Source organism: Kribbella sp. NPDC051620, from assembly GCF_044453825.1.
Lineage (GTDB): Bacteria > Actinomycetota > Actinomycetes > Propionibacteriales > Kribbellaceae > Kribbella.
Window position 1 is genome coordinate 25,939 of sequence record NZ_JBITDB010000004.1, and the last position, 24,558, is coordinate 50,496.

Annotated in this window: 19 protein-coding genes and 1 tRNA gene; 9 read left to right on the forward strand and 11 right to left on the reverse strand. The window is 67.6% G+C overall.

The features are described from left to right. Positions 1-74 precede the first annotated feature (74 nt). On the reverse strand, positions 75-1,535 hold the full coding sequence (locus tag ACIA12_RS19075) for a GAF domain-containing protein (RefSeq protein WP_396368334.1): 1,461 nt from the start codon (positions 1,533-1,535) through the stop codon (positions 75-77). Positions 1,536-1,658: 123 nt separating this feature from the next. Between ACIA12_RS19075 and adh the strand changes: the two genes are divergently transcribed. Next, positions 1,659-3,182 carry an aldehyde dehydrogenase gene (adh, locus tag ACIA12_RS19080; RefSeq protein ID WP_396368335.1) on the forward strand — a complete coding sequence of 508 codons (1,524 nt, stop codon included), beginning with the start codon at positions 1,659-1,661 and terminating at the stop codon, positions 3,180-3,182. Positions 3,183-3,188: 6 nt separating this feature from the next. Next, complete coding sequence (locus ACIA12_RS19085; protein WP_396368336.1) at positions 3,189-3,566, forward strand: DUF779 domain-containing protein; 378 nt, start codon at positions 3,189-3,191, stop codon at positions 3,564-3,566. 62 nt (positions 3,567-3,628) lie between these two features. On the opposite strand, the gene ACIA12_RS19090 is transcribed toward ACIA12_RS19085, so the two are convergent. After that, the gene (locus ACIA12_RS19090; protein WP_396368337.1) at positions 3,629-4,174 is read right to left on the reverse strand and encodes a hypothetical protein; all 546 of its coding nucleotides are present in this window, start codon (positions 4,172-4,174) and stop codon (positions 3,629-3,631) included. Between the two features lie 245 nt (positions 4,175-4,419). On the opposite strand from ACIA12_RS19090, the gene ACIA12_RS19095 reads away from it, so the two are divergent. The 3 genes from ACIA12_RS19095 (at position 4,420) to ACIA12_RS19105 (ending at position 11,707) form a co-directional block, all read left to right on the forward strand. After that, the gene (locus ACIA12_RS19095; protein ID WP_396368338.1) at positions 4,420-5,616 is read left to right on the forward strand and encodes a hypothetical protein; all 1,197 of its coding nucleotides are present in this window, start codon (positions 4,420-4,422) and stop codon (positions 5,614-5,616) included. A gap of 165 nt (positions 5,617-5,781) precedes the next feature. Further along, complete coding sequence (locus ACIA12_RS19100; RefSeq protein WP_396368339.1) at positions 5,782-8,709, forward strand: M36 family metallopeptidase; 2,928 nt, start codon at positions 5,782-5,784, stop codon at positions 8,707-8,709. A 127-nt stretch (positions 8,710-8,836) separates the two neighbouring features. Further along, positions 8,837-11,707 (forward strand): M36 family metallopeptidase, encoded by a 2,871-nt coding sequence (locus ACIA12_RS19105; RefSeq protein ID WP_396368340.1) that lies wholly within the window; start codon positions 8,837-8,839, stop codon positions 11,705-11,707. A gap of 179 nt (positions 11,708-11,886) precedes the next feature. On the opposite strand, the gene ACIA12_RS19110 is transcribed toward ACIA12_RS19105, so the two are convergent. Then, positions 11,887-11,960: transfer RNA gene (locus tag ACIA12_RS19110), tRNA-Gly, on the reverse strand. A gap of 235 nt (positions 11,961-12,195) precedes the next feature. On the opposite strand from ACIA12_RS19110, the gene ACIA12_RS19115 reads away from it, so the two are divergent. Further along, positions 12,196-12,636 (forward strand): MarR family winged helix-turn-helix transcriptional regulator, encoded by a 441-nt coding sequence (locus ACIA12_RS19115; protein WP_164601271.1) that lies wholly within the window; start codon positions 12,196-12,198, stop codon positions 12,634-12,636. Between the two features lie 158 nt (positions 12,637-12,794). After that, positions 12,795-13,370: a dCTP deaminase gene (gene dcd, locus ACIA12_RS19120; protein ID WP_328330812.1), complete on the forward strand. Its 576-nt coding sequence runs from the start codon at positions 12,795-12,797 to the stop codon at positions 13,368-13,370. Positions 13,371-13,403: 33 nt separating this feature from the next. Here dcd and ACIA12_RS19125 read toward each other — a convergent pair whose 3' ends face one another. From ACIA12_RS19125 to ACIA12_RS19140, 4 genes are all read right to left on the reverse strand, one after another. After that, entirely contained in the window at positions 13,404-14,882 is a 1,479-nt protein-coding gene (locus tag ACIA12_RS19125; RefSeq protein ID WP_396368341.1) for a hypothetical protein, read from the reverse strand. A 120-nt stretch (positions 14,883-15,002) separates the two neighbouring features. Then, positions 15,003-15,221 (reverse strand): hypothetical protein, encoded by a 219-nt coding sequence (locus ACIA12_RS19130; RefSeq protein WP_396368342.1) that lies wholly within the window; start codon positions 15,219-15,221, stop codon positions 15,003-15,005. 56 nt (positions 15,222-15,277) lie between these two features. After that, positions 15,278-16,105: a DUF4097 family beta strand repeat-containing protein gene (locus ACIA12_RS19135; protein WP_396368343.1), complete on the reverse strand. Its 828-nt coding sequence runs from the start codon at positions 16,103-16,105 to the stop codon at positions 15,278-15,280. Next, positions 16,102-16,857 carry a hypothetical protein gene (locus ACIA12_RS19140; RefSeq protein ID WP_396368344.1) on the reverse strand — a complete coding sequence of 252 codons (756 nt, stop codon included), beginning with the start codon at positions 16,855-16,857 and terminating at the stop codon, positions 16,102-16,104. Before ACIA12_RS19140 ends, ACIA12_RS19135 begins: the two co-directional genes overlap by 4 nt. Positions 16,858-16,979: 122 nt before the next feature. Here ACIA12_RS19140 and ACIA12_RS19145 point away from each other — a divergent pair, with 122 nt between their 5' ends. Further along, positions 16,980-17,774 carry an SDR family NAD(P)-dependent oxidoreductase gene (locus tag ACIA12_RS19145; RefSeq protein WP_396368345.1) on the forward strand — a complete coding sequence of 265 codons (795 nt, stop codon included), beginning with the start codon at positions 16,980-16,982 and terminating at the stop codon, positions 17,772-17,774. Here the strand turns inward: ACIA12_RS19145 and ACIA12_RS19150 are convergent, their stop codons facing one another. The 4 genes from ACIA12_RS19150 to ACIA12_RS19165 all read right to left on the reverse strand — a co-directional run bounded on the left by ACIA12_RS19150 (position 17,775) and on the right by ACIA12_RS19165 (position 22,379). Next, on the reverse strand, positions 17,775-18,542 hold the full coding sequence (locus ACIA12_RS19150; RefSeq protein ID WP_396368346.1) for a hypothetical protein: 768 nt from the start codon (positions 18,540-18,542) through the stop codon (positions 17,775-17,777). It abuts the gene before it with no gap. Next, a complete protein-coding gene (locus ACIA12_RS19155; protein WP_396368347.1) occupies positions 18,542-19,270 on the reverse strand; it encodes a hypothetical protein in 729 nt (242 codons plus the stop codon). The genes ACIA12_RS19150 and ACIA12_RS19155 overlap by 1 nt, the downstream gene beginning before the upstream one ends. Positions 19,271-19,272: 2 nt before the next feature. Continuing rightward, positions 19,273-20,100, reverse strand: a complete 828-nt coding sequence (locus ACIA12_RS19160; protein ID WP_396368348.1) for a hypothetical protein — start codon at positions 20,098-20,100, stop codon at positions 19,273-19,275. A 131-nt stretch (positions 20,101-20,231) separates the two neighbouring features. Continuing rightward, positions 20,232-22,379, reverse strand: a complete 2,148-nt coding sequence (locus ACIA12_RS19165; RefSeq protein WP_396368349.1) for a (Fe-S)-binding protein — start codon at positions 22,377-22,379, stop codon at positions 20,232-20,234. A 177-nt stretch (positions 22,380-22,556) separates the two neighbouring features. Here ACIA12_RS19165 and ACIA12_RS19170 point away from each other — a divergent pair, with 177 nt between their 5' ends. Continuing rightward, positions 22,557-24,476, forward strand: a complete 1,920-nt coding sequence (locus ACIA12_RS19170) for a protein-arginine deiminase family protein (RefSeq protein ID WP_396368350.1) — start codon at positions 22,557-22,559, stop codon at positions 24,474-24,476. The last annotated feature ends 82 nt before the right edge of the window (positions 24,477-24,558 follow it).

A 24,558-nucleotide genomic window follows, 5' to 3' on the forward strand; every position in this document is an offset into this window, starting at 1 on the left:
AGTCACCCACGACGGTCACACCTGCGAAACTAGACTAGTTCACTGGACTTAAATTCCACTGTCCAGATACTGAGCTACCCCGCGAGCCGGTCCAGGCGGGCAGCTACCGCCGCCCGCCGATGATCCCCGGCGGGAAGACGCCGATCGAGAACCTCGAAGACCTCGAGATCCTCCGCACCCGTCGGCGTCTGCGCGAACCGCCACAGCAGCTCGGCGTCAGCGGCATCCAGTACTGCGCGCCGCAGCGTCGCATCCAACTCGTCCCGCTCCACCCGCAAGGCCGGCGCCTCCGATCGCCCGAGCAACGGCCCGGAGTACAACTCCAACGCCTTGGCCAAATCGCCACGACGCAGGGCGAGCTGCACGTCCGTGATGTCACCCGACACGTCCGCGATGATCCGATAAGGCTTCGTATCGAGCACCCCGGCACCGAGCAGACTGCGCAGCCGATGCATCTCGGCCCGTACCGTCGCCGGATTGCCCTCATCCCCATACAGCTGCAGCATCAACTGCTCAGCCGTAAGTCCCGCCGGATGCAGAAGGAGCAACGCGAGCACCTCGGCCCGGCGCAACGTCAACGCGATCTCACGAGTCCCGACCAAAGCCGCCGCGTCCGGCCCCAGCAGCCGCAACCGCAGCTGTGGGCAGCTCCGGCGTACCGGTCCTGGGATGCGCAACAGGTAGCCCTCGTCCAACTGCTCGACCACCGCTTCACGTCCATCCCCGAGCTCGACGCGTGAAGCGCCGGTGGAGATGTCGAGACGATCGGGCAGCCAAGCCAGCGGCTGGACGGCGAGCACGCGACCAGAAGGAGTAAGCAGCGCGCCGGGAGCGTCGCCCAGGGCGATCAGGTGGCGCATGTTGCGAGCGCGAAGCTGCTCATCAGCAGCAGCCATCCGGACTCGCAGCTGCCCCTCGGCCAGCTGAGCCGCCGCGGTCACCAGCGCCATCATGGCCGGGTGGACCGTACGCAGCGGACCACTCACGTCGACCGCGCCGATCACCTTGCCGGTATCGGGGTCGTGGACCGGCGCCGCGGCACACGTCCACGCGTGGATTCGGCGTACCAGATGTTCGGCCGAATGGATCTGGACAGGTTGATCGGTGGCCAGCGCGGTGCCCATGCCATTGGTGCCGATCGCATCCTCGGACCACACCGCTCCCTCGGTCAGCGCGATCCGGTCGGCCTGCCGGCGCACGTCGGCCGCACCCTCGCGCCAGAGGATCAGCCCCTGCGCATCCGTGACGATCATGATGTGGGACGCCTCATCCGCGATGGTCGTCAGTGTGGCGCGGAGGATCGGCAGTACCGCCTGCAGAGGGTGCTCCTCACGCATGGACTCCAGCAGCTCGGACGGCAGCACCAACGGCGGTCCGTCCAGCTCCGGGTCGACGGACGCCGCCAGCGATCGTTGCCAGGACTCGGCAACCAGCGGCCTGGGCTCCAGCGGGCGCGGCACGCCGGGCACCCGGACTCCGCCGAGCACCTCGTCGTACAGCTCGCTGAGCTGCCGCGCCCTATCCCCGGGGTCCACGCTCCAGCCTCACCCGGAACGGACCCGCACACAAGGGCACACCAGGCCCCGAAGCTATGCAACGTCGATGCAACGTCACCCGGCCTAGCTTTCGCAGCACCGCTCTTTTCTGCAGGAGGACCAATGACGATCTATGCAGCCCCAGGGCAGGACGGCAGCCCCGTCAGCTTCAAGGCACGGTACGAGCACTTCATCGGCGGTGAGTGGGTGCCACCGGCCAAGGGCGGGTACTTCGAGAACCCGACGCCGGTGACCGGCGAGACCTTCACCGAGATCGCCCGCGGCACCGCCGACGACGTCGAGGCGGCTCTCGACGCTGCCCACGGCGCGGCGCCGGGCTGGGGCCGGACGTCGGCGGCCGAACGGGCGAACATCCTGAACAAGATCGCCGACCGGATCGAGGACAACCTCGAACTGCTCGCCGTCGCCGAGACCTGGGACAACGGCAAGGCGGTCCGCGAGACGCTGGCCGCGGACATGCCGCTGGCCGTCGACCACTTCCGGTACTTCGCCGGCGCGCTGCGCGCGCAGGAGGGCTCGATCTCCCAGGTCGACGACGACACCGTCGCTTACCACTTCCACGAGCCGCTCGGCGTGGTCGCCCAGATCATCCCGTGGAACTTCCCGATCCTGATGGCGACCTGGAAGCTGGCGCCCGCGCTGGCGGCCGGCAACGCCGTCGTCCTGAAGCCGGCCGAGCAGACGCCGGCCTCGATCCACGTGCTGATGGAGCTGATCGCCGACCTGATCCCGCCGGGCGTGCTGAACATCGTCAACGGGTTCGGCGTCGAGGCCGGCAAACCGCTTGCCTCCAGCAACAGAGTCGCCAAGGTCGCGTTCACTGGTGAGACCACGACCGGCCGGCTGATCATGCAGTACGCCTCGGAGAACATCATCCCGGTGACGCTGGAGCTCGGCGGCAAGAGCCCGAACCTGTTCTTCGACGACGTCGCCAGCTCCCGCGACGACTTCTACGACAAGGCGCTCGAGGGCTTCACGATGTTCGCGCTGAACCAGGGCGAGGTCTGCACCTGCCCGTCCCGGGCGCTGATCCAGGCCGGCATCTACGACTCGTTCCTGACCGACGCCAAGGCGCGCACCGAGGCGGTCAAGCAGGGCAACCCGCTGGACACCGACACGATGATGGGCGCGCAGGCCAGCAACGACCAGTACGAGAAGATCCTGTCGTACATCGACATCGGCAAAGCGGAGGGCGCCAAGGTGATCACCGGCGGCGAGAAGGCCGACCTCGGCGGCGACCTGAGCGGCGGCTACTACATCCAGCCGACCATCTTCGAGGGCGACAACAAGATGCGGATCTTCCAGGAGGAGATCTTCGGGCCGGTCGTCTCGGTGACCAGGTTCGACGACTACGCCGACGCGATCAAGATCGCCAACGACACCCTGTACGGGCTCGGCGCCGGCGTCTGGTCGCGGGACATGAACACGGCGTACCGGGCCGGCCGCGAGATCCAGGCCGGCCGGGTCTGGACGAACTGCTACCACGCCTACCCGGCGCACGCGGCCTTCGGCGGGTACAAGAACTCGGGCATCGGCCGGGAGAACCACAAGATGATGCTCGACCACTACCAGCAGACCAAGAACCTGCTGGTCAGCTACAGCCCGAACAAGCTCGGCTTCTTCTAGATCGTCATGGTCGACAGGGTTTCGTATACGGAGGAGGCGGCGGAGTTGCTCCGTCGCCTCACCGAGATCCACGGCCCGCTGATGTTCCATCAGTCCGGCGGGTGCTGCGACGGCAGCTCCCCGATGTGCTACCCGGACGGCGAGTTCAAGACCGGCAACGCGGACATCCAGCTGGGTGATCTCGACGTCGCCGGCCTGGACCGGCCGATCTCGTTCTGGATGTCCAAGAACCAGTACGAGTACTGGAAGCACACCCACCTGACCGTCGACGTCGTCAAAGGCCGCGGCAGCGGCTTCTCGGTGGAGGCCCCCGAAGGCGTCCGCTTCCTGATCCGTTCCCGCCTCTTCAGCGACCAGGAATCCGAAGCCCTGGGCCTACTCTGAAACAGGCCCCCTCCCAAGCGAGTGCCGACCGCCCGGTGGCGTTGCCGGACGGCCGGCACTCTTCAGCTGCCCAAATAGGCAGTCAGTTCTTCAGTACTCCGTACGCCGTGCTCGAGCACCGCCGGATAGATGTCCGACCCGCCAACCGCCTCCGGGTACCCCGGATACGTGCTCTTGAGCCGCAGAATCGCTTCCTTCTCCTCATCGCTCGCCGCCCCGACCCGCAGCGCGTCCGCGACATGCGGCCGGTCAACGGCGTGCAGCCAAATCGTCAGCTCGACCTTCCAGCCGGCGTACCCAAGTACCGCATAGAACCGCTCGTCGGTGAGCTGCGGCGTCGGCCGGCGCTCTCCGCGCTCGTCGCGGAAGTCGACCGACAGCAACTCGACCCGCGCGGCAATCTCAGCAAGACCGGTCAGGACATCGCAAGCCCTTGCCGAAGGCGCCGTGAACATGACGTCCAGGTCGCGCAGCACCATCAGCCCAGACCGCGCGCTGCCGATCAGCAACGGCGGCCCGAGCGACGGGAACGCGTGCTGCAGCTCGAGCTTGCGGAGTACCTCATGAGCCTCCGCCTGGAGTGCCTCCGCCTCGGCCAGTAGGTCCATGAAAGGACGCTAGCCGAAAAGTCGGGGGGAATCCTTCGGATTACACCGAAGGGCAGATCTGGGCGGCATGGCGGGAAAAACCGTTGTACCACAAGGCGTTCGCGCACCGGCACCCATGACATTTGTCAGGGATCGGATCGCTGGATTCCGGGGGTCGGACGGGCGGACGATTCCGAACACCAATCACGCCGGTTCCGCCCCGACCGAGATGATCAGGGTGGGCCTGCCCAGCTCGAGGAGTTCTGTTGAAGCAACGGATTCTCGTGTCCGCCCTGGGCGTCGGCGCACTAGCCGTCGCAGGACTGACCAGCCAAGGGGCCGCCGCGGCTCCCACTCCGTACACCGCCGGAAAGCACGCCGCACAGGTCTGTACCACCGCGAAGACGGCCCACACCGCCTCGTGTCACGCACTCAAGCTCGTCGATGCTGCGGGGAAGTCGACGGCGTCGGCTTCGCCGCCCGCGACCGGTCTCACGCCGACCGGCCTGCGGGACGCGTACAAGTTGAACGGGCTGAGCGCGAACGGCCGTACGGTCGCCATCGTCGACGCCTACGGCTACCCGAACCTGGAGCGCGACCTCGGCGTCTACCGGTCCCAGTTCGGGCTGTCCGCCTGCACGATCGCGAACGGCTGCCTGCGCATCATCAACCAGACCGGCGGTACCACGCTGCCGAACTTCAACGTCGGCTGGGCCGGCGAGCAGGCACTCGACGTCGACGCGGTCTCGGCCGCGGCGCCGGACGCCAAGATCGTTGTGGTGCAGGCGAAGTCGGCCAGCTTCGCCGACCTCGGCACCGCCGTGGTCACCGCCTCCAAGCAGCCCGGCGTAGTGGCGATCTCGAACAGCTACGGCGGCGGCGACGCCTCCGACGCGACGTACGGGTCCTACTACAACCACCCGGGCATCGCCGTCACCGCGTCGACCGGTGACGACGGCTACCAGGGCGGCAGCTACCCGGCTTCGTCCTCCTACACGACTGCTGTCGGTGGTACCTCGCTGGTCTCGGCCAGCAACACCCGCGGCTGGTCGGAGAGCGTCTGGAGTGGCGCCGGGTCGGGCTGCTCGACGTACAACACCGCGCTGAGTGCCGCATCCAGCTTCAGCACCGGTTGCTCGAAGCGCGCGATGGCCGACGTCTCTGCGGCGGCTGACCCCTCCAAGGGCGGCATGGCGATCTACTACCCGACCAGCAGGACCGCCTCGACCTGGGCACAGTTCGGTGGGACGAGTGAGGCCGCACCCATCATCGCTTCGGTCTACGCGCTGTCGGGCAACACCGCCGGCTACGCGAACGCTCTCCCGTACGCGCACCCCAGCTCGCTGTTCGACGTGACGAGCGGAAGCAACGGCTCATGCCCCACAACCCAGTGGTGCAACGCTCGGACCGGCTGGGACGGCCCGACGGGCCTCGGTACGCCGAACGGAGCCGCCGCCTTCTGATCTGACGGCGGGGTCCTGACAGCAGCCGACCCATTGGTTGCGAAGGACAACCCTCGCTTCCGTGTCATTCCGCAGATAACCCTTCCCCGGGCCGACCGCCAGGCTTAAGGTCGGCCCGGACGGGTCGTGGAGGGCGATCCGCACGACTTTCTCTGGAGCACAGTTGTGAGAGTTTCTGGCAAGGGACGGGGGCTCCTGGCGGTCACCGCCGTCGGCGCGTCCACCGTCCTGGCTGTAACGGCCGGCGGTGGCGCGATGGCCGCCACCTCCGCCGCCCCGGACACCAAGGCCCCGGCCGACGCCGCCAAGTCGTCGATCACCGGCAAAGAGCGCAAGGGCAACTACGACGCCCGGACGCCGAACGCCCGCGCGAACTACGCGCGCGCCGCGAAGGTTGTCGGCAAGGAGACCGCCGCGTCGGAGAAGTTCCGCGCCTCCCTGGGCAGCCAGGGCGTGGTCGCGGTCGACGAGAACACCGGTACGCCGGCGCAGGTGACCAAGCTCAACGGCTTCCTCACCGCCAAGAGCACCAAGAAGGCCACCGAGATCGCGCTGGCCTACGTCAAGGCCCACCCCGAGGTCTTCAAGCTGTCCGCCTCCGACCTCGGCACCCTCAAGCTGAGCAAGGACTACGTCGACGACCTCGGCACCCACCACATCTCGTGGAGCCAGCAGGTCGACGGCATCGACGTGTTCGGCAACGGCCTGAAGGCCCACGTCACCAAGGCCGGCCAGCTGATCTCGCTGCAGGGCGCACCGATCTCCGGCCTCGTCTCGCAGGCTCAGGCCCGCGAGAAGGCGGCCGGCTCGGTCATCAGCGCCGACGCCGCCCGGACCGCCGCGGCCGAGGATGTCGACGCGAAGCTGCTGAAAGCCACGGCGACCACCAAGGCCGGCACCACCAAGTGGAGCAGCGGCGACACCGCCAAGCAGGTCTGGTTCCACACCGCCGACGGCCTGCGCAAGGGCTGGCTGACCTATGTCAACGGCGGCGGCTCGAAGATCTACAGCCACGTGATCGACGCCCAGACCGGCGGCCTGCTGTACCGCAAGGACCTGATCAGCGAGGGCAACGGCGACGCGCTGGTGCAGGACAACTACCCGGGCGCGCCCAAGGGCGGCACGCAGCGCACCGAGAACCTGATCTACAACAAGTGGCTGCCGAAGAACGCGAAGACGCTGCTCGAGGGAACGTCTGTCGCCGCCTTCGCGGACGTGAACGACGACAACCAGCCGAACGCCGGCGAGACGGTCAAGGTACCGGGTACGCCGACCACCTCGGAGTACAAGCTGGTTCCGTTCCAGAACAGCAGCTCGTTCTGCTCGGCCGCGTTCATCTGCACCTGGGACCCGGCCAAGCCGGACTCCTGGAAGACGAACCTGAACCAGGACGTCACCAACGCGTTCTACCTGGCCAGCAACTTCCACGACTGGCTGGCCAAGCCGCCGATCAGCTTCACCCCGGCGGCCGGCTCGTTCGACGCCGCGGGCGGCGACCCGGTGCACCTGAACGCGCTGGACGGCGCGGCGACCGGCGCCGACGGCGGACCGGACGCCAACCACGACGACAACGCGAACATGTCGACCCCGCCGGACGGCACCCCGCCGACCATGCAGATGTACCTGTGGCACTCGCCGGGCAAGTCCGACGCGCAGGAGCGCTGGGTGCCGGCCAGCGGCGCGAACGACGCCAGCATCCTGTACCACGAGTACACCCACGGTCTGTCGAACCGGCTCGTCGTCGACGCCACCGGCAACTCGACACTGAACAGCATCCAGGCCGGCTCGATGGGCGAGGCGTGGAGCGACTTCTACGCGATGGACTACCTGGTCTCGCACGGGCTGGAGAAGGACACCACCGCTCCCGGTGAGGTCCTCGAGGGCAAGTACGTCGCCCACGGCCAGCTGTTCCGGACCGAGGCGATCGACTGCCGCGTGAAGGCGATCAGCCCGAACTGCGTCGCTCGCGACGGCAGCAAGGGCGGCTACACCTACGGCGACTTCCCGCACATCACCAACCGGCCCGAGGTACACGCCTCCGGTGAGGTCTGGGCCCAGACCCTGTGGGACCTGCGGGAGCGCTTCGGCCGGGCCTACGCGCTGAGCATCATCACCCGCGCGATGGAGCTGTCCACCGCCGACCCGACGATGCTGGACATGCGCAACGCGATCGTCCAGGCCGACCTGGTCGCCAGCGGCGGTAAGAACGCGGGCATCATCTGGCAGGTCTTCGCCAACCGTGGCATGGGCTGGTTCGCCGGCGTGCTCGACGGCGGCGACGCGAACCCGATCGAGGACTTCCACGTTCCGCCGAAGACGGCCACCACGAGCATCACGGGCACCGTCACCGACAAGGACACCGGCGCTCCGGTGGCCGGCGCGCTCGTCTTCATCGGCGGTCACGCCTCCGGCTACGCGGGCGACTACTCCGCAGTGACCGGCGCCAACGGCAAGTACACGATCACTGGCGTACTGCCCGGCACCTACGGCAAGTTCGTCGTCACCGGCGCCGGGTACGAGGTACTGGGCGCTCCCGTGACGGTCAAGCCGAGCGGCACCGTCGCCAACCTGGCTCCGCGGCGCAACTGGGCCGCGTCGTCCGGCGGCGGCACGGTCTCCGCCTACAACGGTCCGGACTTCTCGCCGCAGTGCGGTCCGCAGTACGCGAACGACTCCAGCCAGGGCACCGGCTGGGGCAGCACCACCGGCGACGACAACGGCACGCCGACCAATGTGATGGTGCCGAAGTTCATCACCATCACGCTGCCGGACACCGTGAACGTCACCAAGTTCTCGGTCGACCCGTCGAACACCTGTGGTGACGACCCGACGGCGGCCACCGGTCAGTACAAGATCGAGACGTCGGCTGACGGCACCACCTGGGCCACGGCTCAGGAGGGCACCTTCACCAACGCCAACGTGGGCAAGTACACCGAACTGGCGCCGTCCGGCAACACCGCCGGCGTGAAGTACGTGAAGTTCTGGATGCTCAGCCCGCAGGTCGCGGACTTCGCGACCACCTGCCCAGGCTCCACCGTCAGCGGCTGCTCGTTCACCGACATGACGGAGATCCAGGTCTTCGGTACCAAGTAATCGCATCGATCACCATCCGCGAGGGCCGGCCGAGTATCCACTCGGCCGGCCCTCCGGCTTCTGTCTCAACAATATTCAGGAGTGATGTTTTGTGAGAGTTCCCGGCAAGGGACGCAGGCTGCTCGCGGTGACCGCCGTGAGCGCCAGCACCGTCCTGGCGGTAACGGCCGGCGGTGGCGCGATGGCCGCCACGGCCGCCACCCCCAATGCGAAGACACCCGCCGAGGCGGGCAGGTCGATCAAGGCCAAGGAGCGCAAGGGCAACTACGACGCCCGGACCCCCAACGCCCGCGCGACCTACAACCGCGCCGCGAAGGTTGTCGGCAAGGAGACCGCCGCCTCCGAGAAGTTCCGTACCTCCCTGGGCAGCCAGGGCGTCGTGGCACTCGACGAGAACACCGGTACGCCGGCCCAGGTGACCAAGCTCAACGGCTTCCTCACCGCCAAGAGCACGAAGAAAGCCACCGAGATCGCCCTGGCCTACGTCAAGGCGCACCCGGAGGTCTTCAGGCTCTCGGCCTCCGACCTCGCCGACCTCAAGCTCCGCAAGGACTACGTCGACGACCTCGGCACCCACCACATCTCCTGGGTCCAGGAAGTCGACGGCATCGAGGTGTTCGGCAACGGCCTCAAGGCCCACGTCACCAAGGCCGGCCAGCTGATCTCGCTGCAGGGCGCACCGATCGCCGGACTGGCCACCCAGGCTGCCGCCCGCAGGGCTGCCCCCTCGGTGACCGCCTCCGCAGCGCGCTCAGCCGCGGCCGAGGACATCGGTGGGACCGCGAAGACCGCAACTGCCAAGGCCGCCGGAACCACGACGAAGTGGAGCAACGGCGACTACGCGAAGGAGGTCTGGTTCCACACCGCGGACGGCCTGCGGAAGGCCTGGTCGACGTACACCAACGCGGGCGGCACCCTGATCTACACCCACGTGATCGACGCCCAGACCGGCGACCTGCTGTACCGGCGCGACCTGTCCAGCAACGACAAGGGCGACGCGCTCGTCTTCGACAACTACCCGGGCGCGCCCAAGGGCGGCGTCCAGCGCACCGAGAACCTGATCTACAACAAGTGGCTGCCCAAGGGCGCGAAGACGCTGCTCGAGGGCACTTCGGTGGCGGCGTTCGCGGACATCAACGACGACAACCAGGCGAACCCCGGCGAGCTGGTCAAGGTACCGGGCACCGCGACCGGTTCGGAGTACAAGCTGGTGCCGTTCCAGTCGGTCGCGCTCTGCTCGCCGACGACCATCTGCACCTGGGACCCGGCCAAGCCGACGTCCTGGAAGACCAACATGAACGAGGACGTCACCAACGGGTTCTTCTTCGCCAGCAACTTCCACGACTGGCTGGCCAAGCCGCCGATCAGCTTCACCAAGGCGGCCGGCTCGTTCGACGCCGACGGCGGCGACGCGGTCCAGCTGAACTCGATCGACGGCGCGGCCACCGCCGCCGACGGCGGTCCGGACGCCAACCACATCAACAACGCGAACATGAACACCCCGCCGGACGGCACTCCGCCGACCATGCAGATGTACCTGTTCGGCAGCCCCGGTGACGACGCGACGGTGGCGACCAGCTCGTCGAACTCGGCCGAGATCCTGTACCACGAGTACACCCACGGCCTGTCGAACCGGCTGGTCGTCGACGCCACCGGCAACTCGACCCTGAACAGCATCCAGGCCGGCTCGATGGGCGAGGCCTGGAGCGACTTCTACGCGCTCGACTACCTGGCCTCGCACAACCTGGAGAAGGACACCACTGCCAACGGTGAGATGCGGATCGGCCGGTACGACACCGGCGGCGGCACCATCCGCACGATGCCGAACGACTGCCGGGTCAGGGCCAAGGAGCCGGCCTGTGTCGGCATCGACGGTTCGCAGGGCGGCTACACCTACGGGGACTTCCCGACCATCGGCGGTACGCCGGAGGTGCACTCGTCCGGTGAGGTGTGGGCCCAGACGCTGTGGGATCTGCGCGAGCGGTTCGGCCACACCTATGCGCTGAGCATCATCACCCGGGCGATGGAGCTGTCCACCGCCGACCCGACGATGCTCGACATGCGCAACGCGATCGTCCAGGCCGATCTGGTCGCCAGCGGCGGCAAGAACGCCAAGGTCATCTGGCAGGTCTTCGCGAACCGTGGCATGGGCTGGTTCGCCGGGGCGATCGACGGCGGCGACTCCCGTCCCGTCGAGGACTTCCACATCCCGCCGACCGGCGCCACCACCTCCATCTCCGGCACTGTGACGGACAAGGACACCGGCGCTCCGGTGGCCGGCGCACTGGTCTTCATCGGTGGCCACGCGTCCGGCTACGCGGGCGACTACTCCGCAGTCACGGGCGCCAACGGCAAGTACACGATCACTGGTGTACTGCCGGGCACCTACGGCAAGTTCGTCGTCTCTGGTGTCGGGTACGAGGTACTGGGCAATGCGCTGACGGTGAAGGCCGGCGGTACGACCGCGAACTTCGCACCGCGGCGCAACTGGGCCGCGGCTTCCGGCGGCGGTTCGGTGGTGGACTTCAACGGTCCGGACCTCACCTCTCTCGGCTGCGGCCCGGCCAACGTGATCGACTCCAGCCAGGGACCGGGCTGGGGCAGTACGACCGGTGACGACGACGGCACCCCGACCGGCGTGATGATCCCGAAGAACGTCGACATCGCGCTGCCGGTGGCCGTGAACATCAGCAAGTTCTCGGTCGACCCGTCGAACAACTGCGGCGACCCGGGCAGTTCGGCGACCGGCAAGTACCGGATCGAGACGTCCGTCGACGGCACCACCTGGGCGACCGCCCAGGAAGGCGAGTTCGGCGCCGCGAACCGCGGCAGGTACAACGAGGTCACGCCGACCGGCAACGTCACCGGCGTGAAGTTCGTCCGGTTCGTGATGCTCAGCCCGCAGGTGCCCGACTTCGCCACCAACTGCCCCGACGGCGGTTACGGCGGCTGCCAGTTCACCGACATGACCGAACTCCAGGTCTTCGGCTCGAAGTAACCCTCAGATCCACCGGTGTGGAATGGTTGTCAGCCCTGGTTTGCAAGAACAAAGCCACCGCTATTCGAAAAGAAAATGCCGCCGCTGACAGCGCAGCGATCCGGCCGGCGTACCCGCGCCGGCCGGATCACAAACCCCCTCGGACGACAAAGACCCCAGGCCATCGGCCTGGGGTCTGCTGGAGCGGGTGACGAGAATCGAACTCGCACTGTCAGCTTGGGAAGCTGATGTTCTGCCATTGAACTACACCCGCGCGGCTGCCGGTTTCCCGGCGGACTCAGAGGATCATACCCGACCCCGGTGGCGGTTTGCACGGGGGGTTATCGGGGAGTTTTGAACAAAGGGCACGCCCAGGACTGGGCAGGCCGGTCATCTTCTGGCAGATTAGAACGCGTTGCCGGGGGCAACATTCGACGCAACGTGAGGATGCGGTCCTGACTGGGGCCGGACAAGATGGTTGCGGGGCAACTGAAAAGAAGGGGTGAACGGTGGCAACTGACACTAACGACGCACTCGAGAACCTGGAGAAGGAACTCGTCACGCTGGCACGCCGGCTGCGCAGTCTGCAGCGGACGCTGTCGGACGAGGCGCATCCGGATCTCGAGCCGGCGCAGTACGCGCTGCTCAACCATGTCGAGGAGCTCGCGCCGGTGCGGATGGCCGACCTGGTCGCGGCCCTCGAGGTGGACAAGGGTCCGGTCAGCCGGGCCTGCGCGCGACTCGAGGAAGAAGGCCTGCTGAAGCGGGCGGCCGACAAGTCCGACGCCCGGGCGACCCTGCTGACGCTGACGGCGAACGGCAAGCGCAAGCTCGCCGCGGCCCGCAAGAAGCGCCACAAGGTGATCGAGGACCTGCTCAAGGACTGGTCGCCGGCCCAGGTGAAGACGTTCGCCGGCCAGGTCTCGAAGTTCAACAAGCTCGCCAACTGAGCCGTTGCCGAAGGCCCGTAGCCGCGTCGACGGTCCGGGGAGCTGAGGGCTCCGGAACAGGTACGCGGCCAGGTCCCGGTGACATCGGGCGCCGATCCGATCAGGATCCGAGCCCGGCAGACAGGCGGAGTTGCAGCACGCTGCGGTAAGTTGCGTTCGTGCTGCTCTCCGACCGTGACATCTTGGCCGAGCTCGACGCGAAGCGGGTCCAGCTGGATCCGTTCGATGCTGCGATGGTGCAGCCGTCGAGCGTCGACGTACGGCTGGACCGATTCTTCCGGGTGTTCGAGAACCACCGCTACCCGCACATCGATCCGGCCGAGGAACAGCCCGACCTGACCCGTCAGGTCGAGCCGGAGGGCGACGAGCCCTTCATCCTGCACCCGGGCGAGTTCGTGCTGGGCTCGACGTACGAGCTGGTGACGCTGCCCGACGACGTGGCGGCGCGGCTGGAGGGCAAGTCCTCGCTGGGCCGGCTCGGGCTGCTCACCCACTCCACCGCCGGGTTCATCGACCCCGGTTTCTCCGGCCATGTGACGCTGGAGCTGTCCAACGTGGCGACGCTGCCGATCAAGCTCTGGCCGGGGATGAAGATCGGCCAGCTCTGCTTCTTCCGGCTGTCCTCGCCTGCCGAGCACCCGTACGGCTCCGCGAAGTACGGCTCCCGGTACCAGGGACAGCGCGGCCCGACGCCGTCCCGGTCGTACCAGAACTTCCTCCGCGGCGGCATCTGACCGCCGCGGCCTCTCGGTCGGTGCTGCGAAACGTCAGCCGATCGCCTTCTGGATCACCAGCGTCTTCTCGGTGTTCAGCGGTGCGTCCGTACCGCCGTCCTGCAGGTAGACGCTGCCGTACTTCGAGACCGACACCGGCGGCTGCGGCTCACCCCAGACCAGCCCCGGCTGGCCGAAGGCCGCACTGGGGGTCGACTCCCCCGGCGTGCTGCCGTCACCCGGCGAGCTGCCATCGGTCGGCGTCTCGCCAGGGGTCGGCGTGGCGCCCGCGGACGGCGTCGGCGCCGGTACCGGGACGTCCTCGCCGGTCTTGGCGTCGAGCACGGCAGGCAACTTCTCCGCCTTGCCGTAGACATAGCCGTTGTAGACCGTGGTGATATCGAGAACCACCCGGTTGGAGCTCTTGGTGGTGTACTCCCAGCTCTTCTTGCCGGTGCTGTCGTCGAAGCCGAGGATCTCGTCCTGCTCGTTGCCGTACGAGGAACCGCGGCGGCAGACCACCGCGTCGACACCGTCGGACGAGCAGTCGTAGGTGTTGTCGTCGGTATCGGCCAGATCCGGTCGCTTGGTCTCGACCATGGCACCGGTGGCGAAGTTCACGGCGAAGATGGAGCGCACGTTGACGCCGCCGTACTTGTTGGTCTTCCGGTAGCCGTCGCCCACGATGTACGCGTGCGTCTTGCCGGCGGTCTGCGGAATCAGGTAGCTCATCGCCGGGATCGGGATCGCCTTCTTGACCTTGCCCGTCGCGCCGTCGACGACGGCGATCTTGAGATTCGTGGCACCCTCCTGGCCCGACCCCTGGTCGCCCACCACGACGCCGTTGGAGACCCCGGCCACGCCGAGATCCGGGATCACCGTGGCCTTCTTGGTCACCGGGTCGGCGAACACGGCAGTACCGGCGGTCCTGGAGCCGCCCGCGCTGACGGTGATCGCACCCTGACCGGTCGCCCGGTCGAACGATCCGACACCCCCGCCGATCTTCTCGTTGATGACCGCGGTGGCGGTGCTGAGCACCTTGCCGTCGGCCGGGTCGAGCCACTTGAAGACGACCTCGCCATGCGCCTTCTGGGTGCCGCCCGCCTCGACGTTCTGGGCGTAGGCGATCGCGATCACCTCTTTGCCGTCCAGCTGAACGGCGGTCGGCGTCGTGTAGCCCTCGGTGACGGTGGACTTGACGTCGCTGGACAGCGCCTGCCAGCTGTAGCTCCCGTCGATCGCGACCGCGTGCAGGGCCTCCTTGTTGACGTACATCGCGGTCTTGCCGACGATGGCGCCCTTGCCGCCGTAGAGCTCGGTCGGCCCGTCCGGCCGGGCGTAGGCGATCGCGGTGACCAGACTGAAAGCCTTCGGCTGGTCGAAGCTGGGGAGGTCCGGGGTGCTCGGCGTCGGCGTCGAGGCCGAGTTGGCGTTGTTGCCATCGTCGCTCGACGAGGACGACTTGTCGTCTCCTCCGCTGCAACCGGCCAGCAGCAGGGTGGCGGCGGTCACCGCGACCAACGGACGCAACATCATTTCTCCCCGAGTGTCGACCACAGTTACGGCCAGCACCCTAACAGCGTCAGCGGCCCCGGGAGGTCAATAGACCAAGGCGTTGCAGCAAGCTGCAAAGTGCTTGAGAAGTCATCGAGATCACCGGACGACGGACAGGCCGGTACGGCGGTGGCGCGGCTGCGGCTCGAGCCGGTCGGCCAGCCGGCGCAGTACGCCGGCCAGCTCGTGCCGCGGGCCGACCGCCTCGCCGTCGGCCCGCAGCGCGTCGAGGTGTTGCTTGCTCTGGGCCCGTAGTTCGGCGACCCGGATCTGTTCGGCCACCCGATAGCGGGCTACCTCTTGGTGTTCGCTGATCATGGCTGTATCCCCTCACTGGTCCCCGTGCTGAGTCTTCTGCTGGGTGTTCTGCTGGTTCAGACCCGGACGACGGTGATGTCGCCGGAGACGGTGCGGGCCCGCAGCATCAGCGAGCGCTCGCCCTCGGCCGGCTTCTCACCGGGCTCGAGGTCGCACCGGATCTGGCCGGTGACCGTCTTGAGGTCGAGGTAGGTCGGCACACCGTCCGGTACGCCGATCTGCACGTCCCCGCGAGCCGTCTCGGCCCGCACACTGGGGCCCTCGGCGGACTCGACCCGGACGTCGCCGGAGCCGGAGGTCGCGACCGAGTGATCCCTGATCCGCTCGATGGTGATGTCACCGGAGCCGACCTTGACCGTCGTCGGCCCGGCCGCGTCGCCGACCCGGACGTCGCCCGACCCGGTGGACAGGCCGGTCGTACCGACCGCCTCGCCGATGTCGATGACGCCGGAGCCGGTCTTGGCCCGGACACTCTGACCCGCGTACCCGACCTTGACGTCGCCGCTGCCGGTGTTGGCCGCGAGGTCGCCCTCGATCCGGTCGGCGCGGATGTCACCCGACCCGGTCGACAGCCGGGCCTCGCCCAGCGCCGCGCGGGAGGTGATGTCACCGGAGCCGGTCTGGATCCGGGCGTCCAGGACGTCCGGGGTGGCGATCCGGACCCGGATCTCCGGGCCGCGGCGCAGGTTCTTCGGGGTCTCGACGATCAGCTCGCCGTTCACCACCTCGAACACCACGTCGCCCTCGTCGCCACTGTCGACCTCCAGGTCGACGACGGTCTTGTCACCGTCGGCGGGACGGATCTCCACCAGCCCCGAACCGATCTCGATCCGGACCCGCTCGATCTCGCCGGCCTCGCCGATCAACTGGCTGCTGTAGCTCACTGTGCCCACCCCTGCATCCGCTGGCCCGGGCCACGTCCACCCCGGCGCTGTCCATGGTCGCCGCGCTCACCGCGACGCTCGCTGCGATCGCTCCGGCGGTCACCGCGATCACCGCGGCGTCCGTCGCCGAACAGGCCGTCCGGCCCGAAGACACCCTCCGGCCCGAAAACCCCGCCCTGGCCGAAGATGCCGTCGGGTCCGAGCGGGCCCTCCGGTCCCAGCGGTCCGTCAGGGGCGAAGATGCCGGGGCGGGGCGCACGCGGCGGCCGCGGCGGGCGGCCGTAGCCGGGACGACCGCCGGTCAGCGCCGTCATCACGGTCCGCATCAGCCACGCGTTCGAGGAGATGCCCTCGGCGGTCGCGGCCTCGTCCACCTTGTTCTTCACCGACATCGGCAGCCGCAGTGTGACCCGCGCCGTCGGCTCGTCGGCGTCCAGGGCGAGCTCCGCGGCAGCCGGCTCGGCGACCTCGTCGTCCAGGTCGTCGTCATCGTTGCCGGTCAGCTGACTCGGGGCCGGCGTCACGACGAACTCGGGGCGGCCACCGGCCATCCGGAGCTCGACGGAGCCGGGCGACAGCTCACGACTGATCTCACCGGCGGCATCCGACAGGGCTGAGATGAGGGCCAGCCGGCCCGCGTCATCCAGCGTGGCTCCGAGGCGCTGCGCCACGGAGCGAGTTTGGTCGTCGGCCAGCGCGGTGGCGTTCTCCACGCTACGGCGGACCGACTCGAGGTAGTGGTCAAGTTCCATGACGCAATACTGACGTCATAGTGACGTCACTGTCAACCCTTCTGATGTCACCGATGCCGCCAGGGCGATGTCACAGGCCGTGGGCAGGGCAGAATGAGGGCAGCCGAGGAGAGGGGATCGCAGTGTCCAGAGGAGTGCTCGTCACAGGTGCGTCGCGTGGCGTGGGAGCGGAGGTCGCACGGGTCTTCGCGGCGGCCGGCGACCGGGTCGTGCTGCATTGCCGGGGCGCCGTCGACAAGGCGAACGCAGTACTGGCCGAGTTGCCTGGAGAGGGGCACGCGGTACTGTCCGGAGACCTCGGCGATACGGCCTCGATCCCTTTACTTGTTGAGGAATCGGCGAGGATGCTCGGGCGGATCGACGTACTGGTCAACAACGCCGCGCTGTTCGTCGACGAGCCGGTCGCGGGGTCGCGGCGGCTCGGTCACCCGGTGCTCGAGACGTCGTACGAGGACTGGGTGGAGGCCTGGCGGCGGACGCTCGCCGTCAACCTGGAGGCGGCGGCACACCTGACCTGGTGCGCGGCCCGGCAGATGCTCGACGTGGAGCCGGCCGATGGCGTCAAGCGGGGCGCCGTGGTCAACGTGGGGTCGCGTGGGGCGTACCGGGGTGAGCCGGACGTACCGGCGTACGGGGCGAGCAAGGCGGGGTTGCACTCGTTCGGGCAGTCGATGGCGATCGCGCTGGCGCCACATGACATCACCGTGACGTCAATCGCGCCCGGCTTCATCGCCACCGACATGACCGCCCAGCACCTGGACGGCCCCGGCGGCGACGCGATCCGCGCCCAGAGCCCGTTCAACCGGGTCGCCACCGCCACCGAGGTCGCCAACGCCGTCCACTGGCTGGCCTCCCCCGAAGCCACCTGGTCCAGCGGCGCCGTCCTCGACTTCAACGGCGCCTCGTACCTGCGCTGACTAACGCGTCTTGATGATCATCTTCGCCGATGGAGCCCTGATGGCACCCACGGTGTTGTACCCGGTCACGGTGATCTGGGTATCACCCGACACCGACTTGTAGGTGAGGCGGTCGGCACCGATCCAGAGCGATTGGACCGAGGTCTTCGGCATCCCGGCCGGACGCTTCATCCCGAGCGCCCGGAGCATCGTGGCGTTGTTCATCGTGAGGTCGTACCGATCAACCTTGCGGAAACCGACCGTGTCACCGGCCACGAACTTCACCTTGACGAGGGCCTTCCGCAGCACCTTGTCCCCGGTGGAGGGATCGGCGGCGCTGAACAACTGCACGACGGCGGCTGCCGTCGGGTTGCTGCTCTTCGGGTCGTATTTCAGATACCGCCCGCGGGCCTCGGGAATCGGCAACTGCAGGTAGACCACACCGTTGGCCAGGATCGCATGGGCCACGCCACCGAACTGCGGACCACTCAGGTCCATCCGCATCGCGGCCGGCTTGTAGGTCTGCGCGATCGTCGCGGTCACCACCTGACCGTTGAAGCTCATCCGCATCACCCCGGACCAGGACTTCACCTTGGCGTTGGCGGCGAGCGTCACCGGCGCGAAGGTCGCCGTCGTCAGCCTGGCAGGCGGCTTGGCGGCCTTCTGGTTGGCTGCCGGTTTCGTCGTACTGGCCTCGGGCTTGATCGCCGCGTCGTCCGTGCAGGCGGCTAAGCCGAGTACCAACGGCAAGGCGGCGGCCAGCGCCGCCACCCTCGACCGGATCCTCATCAGCGCTGCTTGACGATCTTGCTCGCCGGTGGTGCCGCAATCGGAGCAACCGTGTTGTAACCGGTCATCGTCATCACGTAGTCCAAGCCCGCGAACTTGTACGCCATCTTGTACAGCAGCTTGTCGGCGCCCAGCCACATGTCGAAGACGATCGGCTTCTTCGCCACGACCACGCTGATCTGGTAGCGCTCCAGCGTCCGGTCGCCGACCTTCTCGGTGCCGACGAACTTGACCTTCTGCCCACCCGGCTGCCAGCTCTTGAACTGCTTCAGCGGATCCGCGTTGGCCAGCATCTGACCGATCGCCCGGACCTGCGGATTCTTGTCGTGCTTCAGGTCGAGCACCATGTACTTGCCGGCCGGCGTCACGCCTGGAGCCGACACATAGACACCACCCTTGGCCGCGATCATCGTCATGATGCCGTCGAACGCGGCGCCGCTCATGGTCATCGAGATAGCGAACGGCTTGGCCGTCACCGCCACTGTCAGGTCCAGGGTCTGGCCTTGAGTGGTCATCTGGCCGACGGCCTTGAAGGAGGTCACCTTGGCGGTGGCCTTGTTCAGCGCGGGCGCGAAAGTCGCGCTGGTCAGGCGAAGTGGCGGGGCGGCCTTCACAGGCGCGGCCGGTTGGGTCTGCTTCTCCGCCGCCGGGGTGCCGGCACAGGACGCCGCCCCGAACAGCAGCGGCAGGGTGGCGGCCAGTGCCGCCACCCTGGTGCGAGTTGTCATGACTAGCGCTTGCCGACGATCTTGCTCGCCGGTGGGGCGGCGATGGCGACCGGCTTGTTGTAGTCGGACATCGTCATCTGCATGTCGACGCCGGCCATCGCGAACTTCATCTGGTAGATCAGCTTGTCGCTGCCCATCCAGACCGAGTACACCAGCGACTTCGGCACGCCCTTCGGGACCGGCTGGCCGGCCGCCTTCAGCGACTTGGCGGTGTCGACGGTCACGTCGTACCGGTCGAGCTTCTGGCCGCCGATCGTCTCGGACTTGACGAACTTGACGCCGCTCAGCGCCTTCTCCCAGCCCTGGTAGGACTTGGTCGGGTCGGCGCTCTCGAGGATCGAGCCGAACGACTTGACCGTCGGGTCGCTGCTGTTCTTCAGGTTCAGCTGGATGTACTTGCCCGCGCCGGTCTGCTTCGGGATCGAGATGTACAGGTTCGACTTGACCAGGATCATCTGCATGGCGCCGCCGACCATCGGGTTGACCATGTCCATCTTCATCGCCAGCGGGCTGGTGGTCTGCGACGACGTGGCGGTGATCTTCTGGCCGCCGACCGTCATCGTCATCTTCGACGTGAAGGACTTGGCCTTGCCGGTGGCCGACTTGAGCGTCGGGATGAAGCTGGCGTTGGTCAGGTGGGCCGGCTCTTCGACCGGCGGCGCAGGCGTGCTGGCCTCCGGCGTGCTGCTGGTGACCGGCGCGCTGGTGCTCTGCGTCTGCGTCGGCTGAGTCGCGCCGCCACCGGCCGTGTCCTTGTCGCCACAGGCTGCGATGCCGAGAATCATCGGCAGGGCGATGGCCGCGGCCACCGCCCGATTACGGAACTTCACGAATTTCCCTCCCCATTGGAACAACCAACGGAGCCTAAGGGGCAGACCCGCTGACTGGGAAGGGAAATTGCAGGAAGTTGCAGTGAACTGCAAGAAAATCGCGGTGGTGGAGGCCGGCGCAGGTGCTGAGGTCAGCCGCGTTTGACCGAGGCGAGGAGGAGCTGGGCCACGTCCTGGACCTCGACGGACTCGCGGGCCGAGCCGTCGGCCTGCTTGGCGGTCAGGCCGTCGGACAGCATCACCCGGCAGAACGGGCAGCCGGTGGCGATCTTGTCCGCGCCGGTCTCGACCGCCTCGGTGGTCCGGTTCAGGTTGATCCGGCTGCCGGTCTTCTCCTCCATCCACATCCGCGCTCCACCCGCGCCGCAGCAGAACGACTTCGTCTGGTTCCGCGGCATCTCGGCGAACTCGGCGCCCGGGATGATCTCGAGCAACTCGCGCGGAGCGTCGTACACCTGGTTGTGCCGGCCCAGGTAGCACGGGTCGTGGTAGGTGATCTTCTGCCCGTTGAGCGAGCTGTCGGCCGGCGCGACCGGAGTCAGCTTGCCCTCCCGGACGAGCCGGTTGAGCAGCTGCGTGTGGTGGATGACGTCGAGCTCGACGCCGAGCTGGGAGTACTCGTTCTTCAGCGTGTTGAAGCAGTGCGCGCAGGTGGAGACGACCTTCTTCGCGCCGGTCTCCTTGAACACCTCGGCGTTCTGCATCGCCAACTGCTGGAAGACGAACTCGTTGCCCGCCCGCCGCGCCGGGTCGCCGGTGCAGGTCTCGCCATCACCCAGTACTGCGAACGACACCCCCGCGATGTTCAGCAACTCGGCGACAGCCTGCGTCGTCTTCTTCGCCCGATCCTCGAAGGCGCCCGCGCACCCGACCCAGAACAGGTACTCGACCTCGGCCAGCGTCTCGACGTCGGTACCGACCGTCTTGACCTCGAACGGCAGCCCCTTGGCCCAGTCCATCCGGCCGGACGGGTTCATGTTCCACGGGTTGCCCTTGTTCTCCAGGCCCTTGAACAGCCCGTTGAGCTCGGACGGGAACGACGACTCGATCAGTACCTGGTACCGGCGCATGTCCATGATCGCGTCGACGTGCTCGATGTCGACCGGGCACTGCTGCACGCACGCGCCGCACGAAGTACAGGCCCAGAGGGCTTCCTCGTCGATCACGGCGACGTCAGCGGGGCCGACCAGCGGCCGCTCCTGCTCGGCCAGCACCAGCTCCGGCAGCGACTTGCGCTCGTCGTCGGAGGACGCCAGCAGGTACGGCGCCTTGGCGTAGGCGTGCTCACGCAGGTTCATCACCACGAGCTTCGGCGACAGCGGCTTGTCGGTGTTCCAGGCCGGGCACTGCGACTGGCAGCGGCCGCACTCGGTACAGGTGGTGAAGTCGAGCAGGCCCTTCCAGGTGAAGTCCTCGACCTTGCCGACGCCGAGCGCGGCGTCCTCGTCGAGTTCCTCGATGTTCTCGAAGTCGATCGGCTCGCCCTTGACCATGATCGGCTGCAGCGCCCCGAGCGCCGTGCCACCGTCGGCCTTGCGCTTGAACCAGATGTTCGGCCAGGCGGTGAACCGGTGCCAGGCGACGCCCATCGTGGCGTTCAGCGAGATGGTGATCATCCAGGCGAACGAGATCAGGATCTTCACCATCGCGACCAGGTAGATCGCGTTCTCCAGCCCGTGCTCGCTCAGCCCGCCGAACAGCCCGGTACCGATGAAGAAGGTGCTCGGGAAGTGGAACTTCGAGGCGCCCGTCAGCTGGTACTCCAGCCCGCGCAGCAACAGGATGCAGACCAGCACGCCGAGGATCGTGTACTCGACGTAGTACGCCTGCCAGGCGCGCGAGCCGAAGAACCGGGAGTACCGGCCCTTCTCGCCGCGCGGCAGGTTGCGCAGCCGGATCGCCATCAGGCCGATGATCGAGACCAGGCCGGTCCAGCTGAGGAACTCACTGGCCCACTCGAAGACGAACCAGTGGCCGATCACCGGCAGCACCCAGTGCGCGCTGAACAGCTGCCCGAACGCGGTCACCAGGCTGAGGAACAGCCCGATGAAGCCGAACGCGACGAACCAGTGCAGCACGCCGATGTGGCTCCACTGCAGCATCCGGGTGTGCAGCAGCGACTCCTTGGCCAGCGTCGCGGTGCGCTGACCCGGGTGGTCGGTCCGCGAGGCCGGCTGACCGAGCTTGATCACGCTGATGATGTGCCCGATCGTCTTGCCGAACAGCGCGACGCCGACAGCGGCGATCGCGAGCGAGACGACGATGGCGAGGATCTGCATACCAGCGATGTTATTGGTTGGTTACCGGTCAGTCATGTCGGTGTCGGCCTCATCACGCCCCGCGTGTTGCGTCTCACTTCGCCCGGGGACCGAAGAAGGACACTTTCCTGACAACTTGCCGACATCGGATCGGGAGTCTGGAGCCGACCTTTTCCCGGCTGTGGAGGATCCGTTCGGATGAGAAGTCCCCTTGCTCGCAACCTGCTGCTGGTGGGTGCGGTGACCGCTGGAGTGCTCGGCGGAGCGGTCGCGCCCGCCGCAGCCGCCGGTACGCCGTACGCGCGACTGCTGACCAGTCACCCAGCCCTGTTCCTGGCCAACCTCGACGATGACGCCGGCCGGTGCCAGGCGCCGGCCCGCAAGATCGCGGCCGCGGCGGTCGATCGCGAGGCGGCCAACGACGAGGCGTTCTACAAGAAGAAGGAGGAGCTGGCGGCGCTGCCGGACAAGGCGGAGGGCGAGCGGTTGTATCAGTTGCTCGTCAAGGCGCACCAGAAGGAGCAGAACCTGGCCGACCGCGAGATGGCCGCCTGCAACGACGCGGCCGACACGGTGGTGAACGGAGCCCAGGACGCCAAGGACCTGGCCCGGATCCAGGTCGCGCCGTGGGTCCTCGCGCCGAAGGACGCCATCGGGCAGCTCACAGTGAGCCAGGCCGATCGGGTGCACTTGTTCGTCAAGCGACCGCAGGGCTGGCAGCTGGTCGGGCCGGATACCCGGCTGACCGCCGACGAGCTGCGGCACGGGATCGAGCTGGGCATCGAGGGCAGGGACATCATCCGCGACGCGGCCGTCTGGGACGGACGCGTCGACGTGACGCTGACCGTGACGACGGGCGGCAAGACTGCGACCAACCGGGTGACGCTGAAGGAAGCGCCGGTACTGACGCAGCTCAACACGCAGCGGCTGGAGCAGGTCTACTCGTCTTTGAGTGATGACCCCGAGACGAAGGAGTGGCAGGAGATCGTCCGGTCGCAAGCTCAGGCGTCGGGTGCATCCTTCAAGGTTCTCGACCAGAGCGGTGACTCGTGGACGCAGGACATCTTCGAGCCGGCCTCCATGTCGATGCCTGGTCCCGGTGGCCGGCAGCAGAGCATGAAGGTGCTGCTCGGGTCGGTCAACGACAGCCGCCGGGTCGGGTCGCGGGTGATCTTCACCGAGCTGGCCGGGCCTGACGTCGCGGCGGTGCATACCGAGCACGTGCCGGTACTGGATCCCTTCGAGAACGACAGCTATGACTCGATGGGCAACCTCGAGACGATGCCGTCGACACCTGGGCACCCGAACGGTCAGATCGTGATCGGCGGCGACGGTCACCAGACCGGGCCGGCGACCGAGATGATGACGCTGCTGAAATCGCAGGGCGTGCAGGATCCGATCGACGTCGACACGTCGTGGCTGTCGATCGGGCACGTCGATGAGTTCGTGCAGTTCGTACCGGTGCCAGGAAGCCCGCGTGGCTGGAAGGCCGTGGTGGCCGATCCGGCCGCCGGGCTTCGACTGCTGCGCGATGTGGTCAAGGCCAGGCATGGCGGCGAGATCATGCACGGTGGGCTGCCGAAGCTGGAGTGGCCGTATGACGAGCGGATCGACCAGCGAACGACGAACGAGTTCCTGGCTGACGAGCAGTTCGTCGGCACCAACGAGCTCGCGGCCTCGAAGATCGCCGCCAACCTGTCCGTCCTGCGGCAGCACGGCCTGACCGATGCCGACATCCTCCGGATCCCCGCCCTCTACACCGCCCGCGGCCTCGACTACGGCATGCTCGAAACGCAGATCCGGTCGACTCCGGACGGTCCCGAGAAGGAGAAGCTGACCGCCCAGCTCCACGCGATGCGCGACGCCGTCGCCGAGATCCCCGGCACGGTCAACGGCCTTGTCCTCAACGCCGGCCGCTACGTAGCCCCCAAAACCTACGGCCCCATCCTCAACGGCAAAGACATCTTCGCCACCGCCATCACCAAGTCTTTCGCCTCCATCGGCTACCACGTCACCTACGCCAACGACCTGACCTCGGTCCACGTCTCCGAGGGCGAACTCCACTGCGCCACCAACACCCTCCGCACCACCCCAACCACCCCCTGGTGGAAGAGCTAGGTCCCCCGCGCACGCCCTCCCCCGCGGGGCGTGCGCAGCACCGTGTCCGGCGGTGACCCTGGACGGCTGTGCCCGGCGGTTG

Excerpts from the sequence above, each read along its gene's own strand:
- adh (WP_396368335.1), top strand. The coding sequence starts at position 1,659 with ATGACGATCTATGCAGCCCCAGGGCAGGACGGCAGCCCCGTCAGCTTC.
- ACIA12_RS19085 (WP_396368336.1), top strand. The coding sequence starts at position 3,189 with ATGGTCGACAGGGTTTCGTATACGGAGGAGGCGGCGGAGTTGCTCCGT.
- ACIA12_RS19090 (WP_396368337.1), bottom strand. The coding sequence starts at position 4,174 with ATGGACCTACTGGCCGAGGCGGAGGCACTCCAGGCGGAGGCTCATGAG.
- ACIA12_RS19125 (WP_396368341.1), bottom strand. The coding sequence starts at position 14,882 with ATGTTGCGTCCGTTGGTCGCGGTGACCGCCGCCACCCTGCTGCTGGCC.
- ACIA12_RS19130 (WP_396368342.1), bottom strand. The coding sequence starts at position 15,221 with ATGATCAGCGAACACCAAGAGGTAGCCCGCTATCGGGTGGCCGAACAG.
- ACIA12_RS19140 (WP_396368344.1), bottom strand. The coding sequence starts at position 16,857 with ATGGAACTTGACCACTACCTCGAGTCGGTCCGCCGTAGCGTGGAGAAC.
- ACIA12_RS19150 (WP_396368346.1), bottom strand. The coding sequence starts at position 18,542 with ATGAGGATCCGGTCGAGGGTGGCGGCGCTGGCCGCCGCCTTGCCGTTG.
- ACIA12_RS19155 (WP_396368347.1), bottom strand. The coding sequence starts at position 19,270 with ATGACAACTCGCACCAGGGTGGCGGCACTGGCCGCCACCCTGCCGCTG.
- ACIA12_RS19165 (WP_396368349.1), bottom strand. The coding sequence starts at position 22,379 with ATGCAGATCCTCGCCATCGTCGTCTCGCTCGCGATCGCCGCTGTCGGC.
- ACIA12_RS19170 (WP_396368350.1), top strand. The coding sequence starts at position 22,557 with ATGAGAAGTCCCCTTGCTCGCAACCTGCTGCTGGTGGGTGCGGTGACC.